This is a genomic window from Streptomyces sp. NPDC001002 (assembly GCF_053599215.1).
The window spans coordinates 43742-57961 of record NZ_JBSFLV010000029.1; the positions used below are offsets into that span (position 1 = coordinate 43742).

The 14220-nt window shown below is 70.0% G+C and carries 9 protein-coding genes; 2 read left to right on the forward strand and 7 right to left on the reverse strand.

Annotated elements, in window-relative coordinates:
- Positions 1 to 57: 57 nt before the first annotated feature.
- Positions 58 to 3705, forward strand: coding sequence for a phage tail protein (locus ACWDR3_RS15925; RefSeq protein ID WP_450353071.1), 3648 nt, complete (start codon positions 58 to 60; stop codon positions 3703 to 3705).
- A gap of 3 nt (positions 3706 to 3708) precedes the next feature.
- Complete coding sequence (locus tag ACWDR3_RS15930) at positions 3709 to 4401, forward strand: hypothetical protein (protein WP_450353072.1); 693 nt, start codon at positions 3709 to 3711, stop codon at positions 4399 to 4401.
- An 81-nt stretch (positions 4402 to 4482) separates the two neighbouring features.
- On the opposite strand, the gene ACWDR3_RS15935 is transcribed toward ACWDR3_RS15930, so the two are convergent.
- The 7 genes from ACWDR3_RS15935 to ACWDR3_RS15965 form a co-directional block, all read right to left on the reverse strand.
- Complete coding sequence (locus ACWDR3_RS15935) at positions 4483 to 4650, reverse strand: hypothetical protein (RefSeq protein WP_450353073.1); 168 nt, start codon at positions 4648 to 4650, stop codon at positions 4483 to 4485.
- Between the two features lie 128 nt (positions 4651 to 4778).
- Positions 4779 to 7073: an ATP-binding protein gene (locus ACWDR3_RS15940; RefSeq protein ID WP_450353074.1), complete on the reverse strand. Its 2295-nt coding sequence runs from the start codon at positions 7071 to 7073 to the stop codon at positions 4779 to 4781.
- Positions 7074 to 7198: 125 nt separating this feature from the next.
- Positions 7199 to 9049: a hypothetical protein gene (locus tag ACWDR3_RS15945; RefSeq protein WP_450353075.1), complete on the reverse strand. Its 1851-nt coding sequence runs from the start codon at positions 9047 to 9049 to the stop codon at positions 7199 to 7201.
- A complete protein-coding gene (locus ACWDR3_RS15950) occupies positions 9046 to 9576 on the reverse strand; it encodes a hypothetical protein (RefSeq protein WP_450353076.1) in 531 nt (176 codons plus the stop codon). Before ACWDR3_RS15950 ends, ACWDR3_RS15945 begins: the two co-directional genes overlap by 4 nt.
- Before the next feature lie 2 nt (positions 9577 to 9578).
- The gene (locus ACWDR3_RS15955; RefSeq protein ID WP_450353077.1) at positions 9579 to 10799 is read right to left on the reverse strand and encodes a hypothetical protein; all 1221 of its coding nucleotides are present in this window, start codon (positions 10797 to 10799) and stop codon (positions 9579 to 9581) included.
- The gene (locus ACWDR3_RS15960) at positions 10796 to 12877 is read right to left on the reverse strand and encodes a hypothetical protein (protein WP_450353078.1); all 2082 of its coding nucleotides are present in this window, start codon (positions 12875 to 12877) and stop codon (positions 10796 to 10798) included. Before ACWDR3_RS15960 ends, ACWDR3_RS15955 begins: the two co-directional genes overlap by 4 nt.
- 2 nt (positions 12878 to 12879) lie before the next feature.
- Complete coding sequence (locus tag ACWDR3_RS15965; RefSeq protein WP_450353079.1) at positions 12880 to 14214, reverse strand: hypothetical protein; 1335 nt, start codon at positions 14212 to 14214, stop codon at positions 12880 to 12882.
- Positions 14215 to 14220: the final 6 nt, after the last annotated feature.

Below are 14220 nucleotides of genomic sequence, written 5' to 3' on the forward strand. Positions count from 1 at the left end.
CCGCCCTTCCCGGGTCGACTGCCGCCTGCCGCGCAGGACATGTTCGGCAACAGCGCCGTGGCGGCGGCCGGTCGTGGTGGAACCGGGGCTGCTCGGCCGGTCGTCGGTACTCCGCTCGCCGCTGGATCGGCCACTCTCGCGGCGGCCCCTGCTCCGACCGCCCCCGCTCCGGCCGCCGCTGTGCCGGCAGCGCCGGATGCGGTGGAGACGGCACCTTCGGCGGGCGCTGCCTCTGCCCCCGGTGCCTCTGGTGCCGCGCAGGACGTCACATCGCGGCCCGGGCCGAACGCGGACCCGAAGTTCGCGAAGCTGAAGAAGGACGTGGCGCACAAGAAGCGGACGCTGGCTGCCTCGCATCCACCGCCGCGGACCGAGGCGGGTGCGGCGCAGGACGCGGCACTTCCGCCGAAGGACGATGCCGAGGCACAGGGCAAGACCGCCAACGCCGAGAAGATGAACGAGGCGCAGCCCAAGGAGTTCGACAAGGACGCCTTCATCAGGGCGGTCGAGAAGGCGATCGCCGACAAGGCGCCCAAGAACCTCGACGAGGCGGACAAGTTCGCCGAGTCCGGCAAGGCCGACGAGGTCCGGGCGGAGGTGGACGGCAAGGTCGGCGAGGGCAAGTCGGATTCGGCGCAACAGATCGCCACGACGACCGCGGCCCCGCCGGACACCTCCGCGGCCGTACCCAAGAAGGTCGTACCGATGGCCGCGGACCGGCCGCCCGGGGCCCCGGGTGCACCGGCGCCCGCGAATGCCGTGCCGGACAGGCTGCCGCCGTCGGCCACCGATCTGTCCGCCGGGCCCGCCGAGGTCAATCAGAGGATGGCGGACGCGCAGGTCACCGAAGGGCAGTTGGAGAAGTCCAACGAGCCCACGTTCAAGAAGGCCGTGGGCGAGAAGAAGGTCGCCGAGCAGCACTCCGCGGTGGCCCCCGGCAAGATGCGCGGGCACGAGCAGAAGGAGCTCAACGCGGCCACCGCGCAGGCGAAGCGGCTCGGTACCGCGGCGATGGGTTCGATGGGCGCGCAGCGGGTGTCGACCGGACAGCGGGTCGACAAGGGCAAGGGCGGCGCCAAGGGCCGGGACGAGGAGAAGAGGGCCCAGGTCACCACGCTCCTCCAGGGTGTCTTCGACCGGATGCAGAAGGACGTCCAGGGCACGCTGGACGGTCTCGACAAGCTGGTCGACGACCAGTTCGGCAGGGGTGAGAAGCAGGCGCGGGACGCGTTCACGGCGGAGCACAAACGGGGGATGGAGGAGTACAAGGACCGGCGGTATTCAGGTGCGACGGGCAAACTGCGCTGGGTGCGGGACCTGTTCGCGGGGCTGCCCGCCGAGGCCGACAAGATCTTCGAGGTGGCCCGCGACCACTACGTACGTCAGATGCGGCAGGTCATCTCCGATGTGGCCGACACCATCGGCGCGGAGCTGAACCGGGCCAAGAAGCGCATCGCGCAGGGCCGGACCGAGATGCGGGACGCGGTGGAGAAGCTCCCCGCCGATCTGCGCTCCATCGGCCGGGAGGCGGCGGCCGAGTTCACCGACAAATTCGACGAGCTCACCCAGTCCGTGGACGACAAGGGGACCGAACTGGTCGACACGCTGGCCACGAAGTACACCGATGCCCTCAAGTCCGTGGACGACGAGATCGCCGCGGAGAAGGAGAAGAACAAGGGGCTCGTGGCCAAGGCCGTGGACGCGGTCAAGGCCGTGATCAACACGATCATGGAGCTGAAGAATCTGCTTCTGTCGGTGCTGGCCAAGGCCGCGCAGGCGGTGATGCTGATCCTCAAGGACCCGATCGGCTTCCTGCGCAACCTGGTGACCGCCGTCGGCGCGGGTCTCAAGCAGTTCCTGTGGAATATCGGGAAGCATCTGCAACAGGGCATCATGTCCTGGCTGTTGGGCAAGACGTCCGAGGCGGGCATCCAACTGCCGGCGAAGTTCGACACGCAGGGCATCGTGCAGATGCTCGCGTCTCTGCTGGGGCTGACCTGGCAGAACATCCGCGCGCGGGTCGTACGCAAGGTTCCGAAGATGGAACCGGCGATCGCGGCGGCGGAGACTGCGGTGCCGCTGGTCGCCGAGGTCCGCAAGCGGGGTGTCGCTGGGATGTGGGACGACCTCAAGACCCGCGTCGGCGACATGAAGAAGGACCTGCTCGACAAGGTCATCGCGTATGTGACGCCCACGATCATCCAGGCCGGGATCATGTGGGTGCTCTCGCTGCTCAACCCCGCGTCGGCGTTCGTACGCGCGGTGAAACTGATCATCGACATCGTCAAGTTCGTGGTCACGCAGGCGCGTCAGATCTTCGACTTCGTCAACGCCGTCCTCGACGCGGTCATCGCGATCGCCCGGGGCGGCAGCGGAGGCGTACCGGCCCTGATCGAAAACGCCCTGGCCCGCGCCGTCCCCGTCCTGCTCGGCTTCCTCGCCTCCCTCCTGGGCATCGGCGGCATCGCGGCCAAGGTCAAGCAGATCGTCCAGGCCCTTTCCAAGCCGGTCGGGCGGGCGGTGGACTGGGTGATCGAGAAGATCGTGGGGTTGGTGAAGAGGCTTTGGGCGAAGATCAAGTCGGGGTTCGCCAAGAAAAAGCCCAGGCCGGACAAGGATCGGCCCCGTCCCGACAGGCCCGTAAAGAGCGACAGGAGCAGGCCGAGAACCAAGCCCGTACGGAAGGGGAAACGCCCAGGTAAGCGCTCCAAGAAGGACAAGAAGAAGGAACAGGACCTCTCACGGCGCTTGCGAAAGGGTATGGATGCGGCGGTATCCGCCGTGAAGCGTCTGAAGGATCAAGCGTCACCCAGCACCGTCAAGACGGCCCTGGCCAAAATTAAGAATCGACACCGTCTCCTGACACTGGAAGGTTTCCATCGGGAGGACGTGTGGCATCTGCGCGGCGCGATCAATCCGCAGGAGGAGCGGGACGTTCCGGATGCAACAGACGAAGAACTTAGACTGACCGATGACGGAAAGACCTCCGTTGAAGAGAGACGGGCCATACTGGCAGCCGCTCGCGCCAGTTTGCGCAATGAGGCGGCGATAGCCGCCGTATTTGATCGGATCAGACAGAACCAGCCCGGCCGCAAGAAGGCCATCGGTATCTTCCGAAGACTGGCCAACCTCCCCAACGGCTACCGGATCGACGTCAAAGAGGTCGTGGAGCTAGGAAAGGGCAGAACTCTGCACATGCACTACTTCGGCCTGCACTGCGACCCGATCGCCAAGGTGGAGGGGGTGCAGCGAGGAGGGAAATCCGGGGGCTCTCTTGGCTGGGCATATGTTCAGGCAGTGGCAGTGCCTCCCACGGCAGATCCGGTCGAGGCACTGGCATTCGACCTCTTCATCAACCCGTCGATCGAAAAGGCAAACATCAAGGGCGTCGGTACCGTCATGTTCCGGTTGGCCGCCAAGCATTTCCATACGGAGTACCAAGCCGTGGTGGGAGAATGGGGCAGGTTCGAGTGGTACGCACGAGGTGGTCGTTCCGACCTCTCTGCTAACCTGGAGGCCTATCTTAAGGCTCGAAGGACCACCGACGATCCGGCCGAGGCCGCAAGGGCGACGTGGACCTACCGACGAGCCCGTGAGATTTACGGTGGAGCCGAATTGAATGTCCAGGTTCAAGAACTCGTTCCCGACATCTTCAACCCGCCACCCAACCGTATCGCTGTCCGAGCAGTGATCAAACCGAGGTAAGCAATGGAGCTACAGCTCTTCGACAGCAACGACGCAGCCCTGTTCAGGATCATTCGCGGCGAGCCATTGTGGTCGACGTTCCATCGATCGCTAAGAGATGCGTCCCTGCTACCACCTCACGAAGCAGAGCTGAGCCAAGATCTGGAAATTCAACGGGTAGAAGTGCAAAACGTTTTGGTCATACTCGAGTCTGCACTGAGTGACGATCTACAGCAGGCACTGGCCCATGGGAAAGGGAATGCTAGCCCCAAGCACATGGCCATGGGCGCGGTGGCGCTTACCGTGCTCGGCAAACGACTTTCCCTGGATCTCAGAACGGATCAAGACCTCGCCCTGTCCAGGGCAAATGATCTTACGGTAGCGCTGCGAGACACAGTTGACTCCGGCCGTACTGTTCGCGTCCTCACCGTGCCCGACTGGCCTCGCATCGCACGTACGTTGGCGTGGACGCTGAGTCGTGAACCTGGGCCATTGAAAGAAGACGACCTGCGAGAGATCCTGCTCAACACTCTCAAGGAGAGAGCCGTTCGTAGCCGGGATCCCGAGACGGTGCGCGATCGCACCAGCGACGCCGACCTCGTCCGGCAGAACGGCCTCGATGACGCGCTCAGTTTTCTTACCTCTTGGCGGATGGTGAGGGAAACTTCGCCGGGAGAATTCTGCGCCACCGATAAACTGCGATTGATTCAGGTTTAGTCGTCGTTGGTGCTCGGCCAGAGGAAGCCTGGCGCACCAAAACTCACGTGGGCGTTCGATCGAGCGCTGGCCGATATCAATTCACCGACCGCGTGTGCCGTCAGCTTTCAGGGCCACGGGCACGATCGGCACCGCATGCAGTGCCGCTTTGGCCACCGCCGCATTACCCGTCTGGTCCTGCCCTGCCAGCGGCATGGGCGTCACCGGCGACAGATGATGCACCGCCTGGGCCATCGTCGCGTTGCTCACGTGCGCGGTTGCCAGGGCCGCTGGCGTGCATGGGCGCGTGGCCGCCCCGGCGTCCTGGACCCTCGCCGGTGGCACAGGTGCCACCAACCGGTGCAGTGAGAGCGGCGGTTCAGTAGGCAGCATCCGTGTCACCCCTGGGATCCGTCGTCGAGCAGGTGGGCGTGGGGGCCTAGTTCGGCCGGGCGGAGGAGGCGGGCTTCTCGTTGGAATTGGCGGGCCACGCCTCGTACCACGTGGCGCATCCCGATCGTAGTGCTGTCGGCGTCCGCCGCCGCCAGTGCGGCGGTGCGGGCCGCTGCCGTGATGCCCGCGCCGGTCATGTCCAGGCGGGCCAGGATCTCCAGGTCCATGTCGGGGGCCAGGGGGGCCTGTGGAGGGAAGGCCAGGCGCCACAGGCGGCGGCGTTCCGGCGCTGCCGGGCGGGGGAAGTGGACGACGAAGTGGAAGCGGCGGGTGAACGCCGGGTCGATGTTGTCCTTGAGGTTGCTCGTCAGGATGACCAGGCCCTCGCTCGCCTCCAGGCGTTGCAGGAGGTAGCCGACTTCGAGGTTGGCGTAGCGGTCCGTGCCGTGTTTCACCTCGCCGCGCTTGCCGAACAGGGAATCGGCCTCGTCGAAGAGCAGTACCGCGTGGCTCTCCTCTGCCTGCCGGAACGCCGCCTCCATGTTCTTCTCCGTCTCCCCCACCCACTTCGACACGACCTGGGCGAGGTCCACCTTCAGCAGTTCCAGGCCCAGCATGCCGGTGACGATCTCCGCGGACATCGTCTTGCCCGTGCCGGGCTCGCCCGTGAACAGCGCCTTCACCCCGCCGTGCGCCGTGCGGTGCGCGAAGCCCCAAGTCTCTGCGATCCGGGGCCAGGCGCGGAAGGCCGAGGCGATCTCCAGGATCTGGTTCAACTGGGCGTCCGGCAGGACCAGGTCCTCGACGGTGCGCCGGGGCACGATCGACTGGACGCCACTGCCACTGCGCCCGCGCGTGACGGTGACGATGGCGGGCTCCACGTGGTCGGAGACCGGTTCCGGGCGGCCGTTGCCGGCGAGGCGTGCGCCGGCGCCGGCCACCGCTGCCACGGCACGTAGTTCCCCGCCGCTCATCCGGTAGCGGGCTGCGAGGTCTTCGAGCAACGGGCCGTCCAAGTCCGGTAGTGCCGCCGACCACATGGCACGGCGGTCTCCCAACCCCGGTGCGGGGACCGTGAGTTCGGCGTACGCGCGGGCGGCCAGTAGTCCCGCCGGGCGCCAAGGCTTGAGGCCGGTCAGGCACACCGGTACGCGGGAGCGGAGCAGCGCCGCCGCCACCAACTCGGCCTGCCCGCTGTGTGGTTCGCCGCCGTGCAGGTCGTCGGTGGGGATCCACAGCACCGCGCCCAGCGCGGCCGCCGTACGCAGATCCGTCCCGGGATCCGCGGTCAGCCGCCGCAGCGGTGCTCCCGCCGCCCGGGCGAGTGCCTGTACGGCGTCCAACTGGCCGTCCGGCGGGCTTCCCCACAGCCCGGCGAGGTCGATGTCGCCGCAACCCAGCGCTCGGCCGAGGCGGGTGAGGTGGTCCGAGGACAAATACGAGGAGAGCACGCGGGGTTCCGGCTCCACCACCTCGCCGGGGTCGTGGCCGAGCAGACCGACGTCGCCGCCCCACCCCAGCAGGAACTCCAACACACCGGGCCCGAGGACCAGTTCCTGGGCGAGCTCGACCGGGGCCTCGCCGTGGGCGCGCAGCAGGCCGTACCGGCGGAGGGGTCCGGTCGGTCCGAGGGTACGGCGCAGAGCGAGCCGGGCCGCCGCGCCGGCCGCGTCTCCGGCATCCCTCTCGCCCTCCACGTGTCCGGTATCCGCCGCGATCCCCACGTCTTCGGCATCCCCCGCGCCCCCGACCTCTTCGGCACCCCCCACGATCCCCGAGCCCACCGAGGAACCCGAGACCTCCGCGCCCAACCCGCCCAAGCTGCCCCAGCCGCCCACCGCACCCGACGCACCCAACGCACCCACCGTGACAAGCAGTTCAACACTCGGCAGCCGCCGGTTCAGGTTGTCCACGATGTAGGCGTAGATCCGCTCGTATCCGCGGTCCAGTTCGGGCGCGGCCACCAGGAGCAACGCATCCTGGTCGGCACGGGTCAGCCCGAACCTGGTGGCGAGCGCGTCCAGCGGCAGGGTGCCGCCCTCGGCGGACGCGCGTCGCCTGAGCAGGCGTTCGGCCTCCGGCTCGGGTCGCGCCGGTGCGTACGATCCCGCCATCGCCTCGGTCAGGTCGTGCACCTCGTCGAGGAGGACGCCGACCTGTTCGTCGGTCACGCAGTACGGCGTGAGGTCCGGCCGCGTGAGCCGCGCGGCGATCCGCGCCTGCCGCTCGACGGCGGCGCGCAGCGCCCGGTGCAGATCGGCCAGCCGGATCCGCAGGTGCTCGACCGCCGGCTCACCCATGCCCATCACCTGCCCGAGGCTCACCCACGCCCGCCACCCACCCATGGCTCACCCGGAACTCACTCATCCCCGTCACTCATCCCCGCCATCCATCCCCGCCCCCACCCGCGCTTCACCCACACCGGTCACCCACCCGAGAACGTCAAGGTCCGGCCGTCCAGCCACACCACGTCCGGAACGTCGGCGAGCAGTCCCCCGCGCAGCAGGTCGGCATGGCGCCGCCCCAGCGGGACCCGCACGCGGACGGCGTCGGGCTCGAAGCGGACCGTCGCCTCCAGGTCCGCGAAACGGCTCAGGGACAGCACCGGATGCGGTGTCTCACGCCCCTGCCAGAGCGTCCAGGCGATCGTGGACAGGCCCAAGGTCGCGGCCAGCGTGACGGTGCGCTCCAGGTCGCCGTCGTCCGCGAGCGGTACCGCCCTCCGCTCCACGGCCAGGGCGGTGACCAGATCCGCGAGCCGTGCCGCGTGGCCGGGCAACTCCGCGGCCAGCCGCACACCCGGTCGCCCCTCCCCCGGTCCGCCCCCGCTGCGTCCGTCCCCGCTCGGCCCGCCCCCGCTCGATCCGTCTCCGCTCGGCCCGCCCCCGCTCGATCCGTCCCCGCTCGGCCCGCCCCCGGCCATCCCGTCCCCTCCCGTCCACAACGGCGTACGCCAGGGCAGGCGCACCACCGGATCACCCCGCAGCGGCCGTACGGCGGTCATGAACGGCACCCCCGCCGCCGCCAGTTCGCGCAGGGCTCCGGGTGGGAGGGGGCCGTCGCAGATCAGTACGGGCGGCCGTCCGCACGCCGCCCAGTGCGGCAGCAGTCCCGCCGCCGCCCCGGCCCAGGCGATCGGGAACATGCCCTGGGCGTCGACGAGGAGCAGCCCGTCGTCGACGCCGGTGATCAGGAGGGGGTCGGCGGGGTCGTGTCCCCGGCACACCGAGAGCGCCAGGACGCCGTCGAGGAGCGGGAGCGCGGGGCGTACCCGCCGGGCGAAGTCGGTGAGCCGCTCCTCGGGCACGGGTGGGTCGAGTCCCGCGAAGGCGGCCGCGGTCGCCCTGTCCTGCTCGGCGCGGCGCCAGCCCCGTCCCGTCGCGCCCAGCACCTTGTACGCCAGGGCGGCCGCGAACAGCGGTGCCTCCTCTGCCAGTTCGAGTCCCGCCAGGGCAGGCCCGATCGCGTCGAGGTACCCGATCCGCGCCAGCGGCCCGGCGAGCAGGAAGGGGAGCGCCGAGCGCAGATGAACCTCGCGCGCGGTGGTCCGGGAAACGGACGGGCCCTCGGTCGCCGGGGGCGATGGCTCAGCAGCCCGGCCGGGCAGGGTCTCCACGAGCCGGGTGATCTCCTCGCGGTCCGCCGCTGCGACGTAGTCCGTGAGGAAGCGGGTCAAGGCCGCTCCGGGCCGGGCATCTCGTAGCGGCTCGGGCAGGTCCTCCGCCGGCTCGACCAGCAGTTCGCGCCGGGCGAGTTCGGCGAGCAGCCGCCCGGCCGACGCGTCGTCGTCTCCGAGCAGGGCGAGCACGTAGACGCGGAGCGAGTCGTCCGGGAGCAGGGCGAGGAGCGCGTCCAGTTCGTTCCGTTCGGCGAGCTCGGTGAAGAGCGCGGCGGTCGATGGCGCCGACCACGGCGCCGGTTCCGAGGACAACTCCCCCTCGAACGACACCTGTTGGGCCGAGGACAGGTCGGCGGGGAGTGCCGTCGCGGGTACGGGCGAGACCTGGACCTCGAAGGACGTCTCACCCCGCCCGGTCCAACCGGGCCTGCCCGCCCGGACGATGACGGTCACCGGCTCGGTGATCTCCATGTCCGGGCCGTCGCCCGCGAGTTGTTCCGCGAAGTGCTCCTCCAACGCCTCCGGGAGAGCGTCGACGACCTGGCGGACCAGTCCGCGTGGATCGGGCCCCCAGCTCCACCCACCGCTCCGGACCACCGTCATCGTGCAGCGGTGCACCTCGATCTCCCCGGTGGTCCGCGCGGTGGGCACGCTCATGCCACGTTCACCCTCTCCAGCAGGCCCGCCCACCCGGCCACCAGCACGAGCACGCCGTACGCGGTCTCCCCGGCGAGGGTGACCGGCAGCTTCACCTCGTTCCGCCCGGCGGGGATCTCACCGGCGAGCACATGGGTGGTCCGGCTGTCGGAGACCAGTGCGACCACGCGGGTGGGGGCGGTCGCGGGGAGGGGCACGGTGATGGTGAGGTCATCCGTCGTCGCCTCCAAACCACCGGTCCACGACGGCAGACGCAACAGCTTCGGCTTGGGCTTCTCGTCGGACCCGAACTCGACAGCGAACGCCAACGGCTCGGCCAGCGCGCCCTGTTCATCGTCCACGGCAGCCACCGCGAGGTCCCGGGCGTCGACCGGAAGGGTCGCGGTCCCGTCCGCGCCGAGGGAGACCCGCAACGGCAGTTCGGTGCCGACGAGTCCGGCCGCGTCGGTCGGGGCGCTCGCGCCGGTGAGTGCCAGCGCGCCCAGGACATGGCCGGTGTCTTCCGCGTACACCACGGAGAGCGCCATCGTCAGCCACCACCGTTCGTCGCCGAGACCGCCGAAACCGCCGAAACCGCCGAGGACGCTGCGGGCGCTGCGGACGCTGCGGACTCCGAGGCGCCCGACGACGCCGAGACCGTCGCCACGACGAGGAAGTCGACCGCCCCGGGCCGCTCGACGACGTCACGCGGGCCGTTCAACGGGTCGTACAGGCGGGCCCGGCACCGCACCCGCAGCTCGTCGTCCACCGTGGCCTCCACCGGGGTGTACAGCACCGACTCCCCCAGCACGGGCGGGGTGCGCGGAGTCAGGTGGACATGCACGAGGACCCGGCCGTCGGCGACCTGCTGGGCCGTGATGCCCGTGGGCAGCGGCAGCAGCATGCCGTCGGTGGCCGTCCCGGACGTCACCAGGGTGCTGCCCGCCGGCATCGTGCCCTCGAAGCTGCCCGCGATCTTCAGGTTGCCGTTGGCCGCCATGGTCAGCAGCGGGTCGACCGTGCCGCCGCCCCGGTACAGGCCGAAGACCAGACTCGGCGAGTCGCCGCCGGACAGTACGATCGCGGGCTTGCCCTCCTGAGCCGTCTGGCCCGTGCGCAGGGTCAGGGAACCCGACTGGGCCGAGACGAGGTCCGCGCGTACTCCGGAGAACCGCACCGGGACCCCGCGCGCCACCGTCTCGACACCGCTGAAGTGACCGCCCGCCCAGCCGACGTAACCCAGCAGGATGCGCCATTGGGGCGGCGGTGCGGTCAACTGGGCGCCGATCGCCGGTGGTTGCTGCTCGTCGACCGTCCGCTCGTCGCCGAGCCGCCCGAAGGAGATCTCGTACGAGTCCTCCACCCGCGTCCGTCCGCCGGTACCGCCGCACGAGTCCGAGCCCGCGGACGTGGCCGGTTCCCGGTCGGCCGCGGCGAGGAAGACCGGATAGGGCTCTTTCTCATTCGGGTCCGCGCCATTGACCTCCTCGAAGTCGCTCTCCCGCAGCACGACTTGGTCGGTGAGGACCACCTCGCGGCCGGTGCCGTCGACGGCGTACCCCGGCTCCACCCGCACCTCGACGTACCGCGCGTTGGTCTCCGGGTCGGTGCGCGGCTCGGCGGCGAGGGCGAGTCCTTCGGCGACACCCCACTCGTGCAGGTGCCGGGCGTGCCGGGCGGACTGGCCGCGCGCGTACTCGACCGTGGCCGACAGGTCGGCGGCGGCCAGCACCTGGCCCTCGTGGAACGCGGGGCGCATCGGACCCGTCATTGCGTCTCACCGGGCTTCCGGGTACGGGAGGACCGGGTCCGCTTCGCCGGGGGCTTGGCGGTGGCCTTCGCCGGAGAAGCCTTAGCCGGTTCGGCGGGCGGGGTGGACTCGGCGGACGGGGCGTCGTCGCCCCCTGATCCTTCATCACCCGCTGATGCGTCTTCGCCAGTCGCCGCGCCCTCACCCCGAGGTGCCCCTTCGAGCTCCTCCAACCGCGACCCGAGCCGCTCCGGCATTTGCTCCGCCACCTGGCTCACCCGCTCCTGCGCGCTGCCCAGTTGGGCGCGCAGACCCTCCAACGCCGCGTTCAGGTCGGCCACTTGTGTCCGGAGCATGGCCAGTTCCTGCATGCTGTCGGTCACTTCGCTGGGGGTCGTGTAGACCTGCTCGTGGAGGGCCTTGGGCGGGGTCTCCCCGGGGGCCCGGGTGAGCAGCAGGGAGAGCATCTCCTCCAGGTCGCCGGTGCGCGGCCAGTCGCCGAGCAGCCCTTCGACGTACGGCCGCGGCACGGGGCCCTCCGACGGCAGTTCCGGCTTCCGGTGGCGCCGCGGGGGCTTGCAGCACAGCCGCTCGGCCAACTCCCGCAGCCGGTAGAGCTTGGGCAGCCACTCCCCGTACGCCGATCCGCCCGGCAGCACCTGTTCCCGGGTGGCGGAGCAGATCCGTACGACATCGCAGCCGTCGAGTTCGATGTGCGCGAGCAGGACGTCGGTGTCGGTGGAGTCGCCGCAGGGCGGGTTCAGCGTGGCGCAGGCCGCGTCGGTCACGAACCGCCGTACCGCCAGGCCCAGTTCGGCGGCCACCTCCGCGATCTGCTGGAGTTCGGCGATGGTCGCGCGCTCCGTGCTGTCCTGCGGCGGGGGCGGCAGGAGCGGCGGTACGTCGATGGCGGCGACCTTGTTGCGCAGGGCGCAGTCGGCGAGGGCGGGGCTCAGCTCCAGGCGGCCGAGGAGCCACTCGCGGATCAGGCTCAGGTCCGCGCGGAACTCCACCCGCAGCGCGTGACCGAGCGGTGTGCCCTGGGCGATCAGGCGTAGTTCCAGCGGTGCTTCCGCTTCCTCCTTCCCCATCGCGACCCGTGCCGCGGTCTCGGTGACCACCGCGCGGGCGAGGGAGCGGCGCAGCGGATCCGGCCACGTGGCTTCCTCGTCGATGCCGCGCAGCCGGTCGCACGCCCCGCTCAGCGTGCGGCGGGCGACGTGGACCGACGAGAGGTCGGGGTACTGCACCGTGAGCTGTTGCTGCCCGGTCGGGTCGTAGGTGTCGAAGCGGGCGACGGCACTGGCCAGCGCGCGGACGTGCTCCGTCATCTCGCGGGCCGTGGCCGGTGGCAGTGCTCCCTCGCCGCCCCCGTTCTCGCTCAGCCAGGCGAGCCCGGAGGCGTACCGCTTGGCGTCGGCGGCGTCGAAGCGGAAGGCGCGGTCCGTGCCGACGGACGCGGCGAACAGGGCGTCGACGTAGTGGCCGAGCCGCCGGTCGCGGCTGCGGGCCCGGTCCGCCCGCACCAAGTCGCCGATTCCCGCGAGCAGTTGGGTGCCGGGATTGTGGCGGTGGTCCTCGACGTCACCGCCCTTGACGAGGAACCGGAAGCCCTCCTGGACCCGGGAGGGGACGCACCCGGGTGAGGGGCAGGGCTCCTCCGTGGCGTACGGCGCCACCGGCTCGACCGGGAGTTCCTGGTACCGCACGAAGAGGCCGTAGCGGCGTACACCGTCGGCGTCGCAGGGCTCCCCGCAGTCCACACCGCGGGCGCTGACGCGCTGCTCCTGCACCAGGGCCCGTACGTCGACCTGTTCGGTGCAGGACACCACGATGTCGTTGCCCGCGCAGTCGAGGGCGTGTCCGGGGTGCACCACCACGGTTCCGCCGCCGCAGGGAGCGCAGCTGACGCCGAGTCCGCAGACCACTCCCGGGCCGGACAGCGTGCGGTTGTGCAGTCTGTCCTTCGCCGTCGTGTAGTCGACGAGCAGGCTGAGGTCGTCCTCGGTCAGCAGTTGTCCCGCGAAGAAGCGAGGTCGTACGAAGGCGGAGGTACGGGTGGTGTCACCCCCGCAGCCGCATCCGCAGTCGGTTCGCATGATCAGCGCTCCTTCACGAAGAACCAGCTCTCGAAGACGTCCCCACCCACACCGGTGCCGGACGTCCAGGGGCCGATGCCGGACGGCGGGAGGTCGCACCCGCCGTGCCTGGCCGCCCCTTCGGAATCGGTGGTGGCGGCGGTGTCGCCGCTTTCGGTGGTACCGGCCGCGTCGGCGGTCCGGTGGTCCGCGTCGATCAGCGGTACGCGTCCGCCGACATGGGTGCCGTCGACCGGGCGGCAGCAGCGGTCCAGGACGAACGCGGTCCGGACGGTGATCATCAGCCGGTCGCCGTCCTGCAGCGACTCCCGTGTCGTCTGCCGGAACCGGAACTCCTGGGTGAACTCGCAGGATTCGAGGTCGGGTTCGGTGAACTCACCGTGCATGTACGAGATGCCGGCGTTGTTGCCCCTGCCGCCCTCGATCACCTGGAGGTCGACCACGCCGGGCCGCAGCGAGTCGGTCCGGACCTCGCCGGAGAAGCGCACCACGAGCCCGCCGTCCTCGTTCTGGGTGCCGAGCAGGGCCTTGGCCTCGTCGATCGTGTAGGTGTGCCCGTGGATCCAGTTCACGCCGGTGATCACCGTGGGCACGTGCTGGCCGAAGGGGCGGCGCACGTTCATGTGGATCTGGTGTTCGCGCACCGGCTCGCGCAGGTCGGCACAGTCGATCCTGGCCAGCCAGAGCACCTTGTGCTCGCACGGGGAACAGCAGGTGTCGCAGCGTTCGTCCGCCGGGGGCTCGCACCCGGTGACGCGTACCGTGAAGCACTCCTCCGTCCAGCCGTACTCGCACTCGGAGGTGTCCGCGCAGGCGTCGTTGTAGACGGCCCGGGTGGCTTCCACGGCCCGCTCGGCGTACTGGACGCCGACCCAGACCGTCTCCGTGTCGCGTTCGTGCGGGGGCAGTGCCTTCCACAGGTCGATCACGCAACCGCCGCGCACCACGACCTCGTTGCCGTCGCAGTCCACGGCGAGACCGGGCGTGATCCGCACCTTGGCCCGGTGCCGGGTGCGCTCCGTCTCCGTGCCGCCCTGCTCGGTGTGCTCCAACTCATCGGCTTGTTCGGCCTGTTCGGCCTGTTCGGTCTGTTCGGTCTGTTCGGCCGGCTCCGCCTGGCGGTCCTCGTCGTGGTGGTGTCCCACCGGCTCCACGAACAGGCCGCACACCACGCCGTATCCGAGCAGGCAGCGCATGCGCAGCTTCAACTTCTCGCGGTGGTACTCCTGTTCGCGCTGGAAGTCCCTGGCGCCCAGCATCTGGCCGTGGAAGTACCGCAGCCTGCGCAGTGGCGGCGCGTCGAACTCCGCCGACCGCCGCGTCCCTGTCTCCGTCATCGCTGT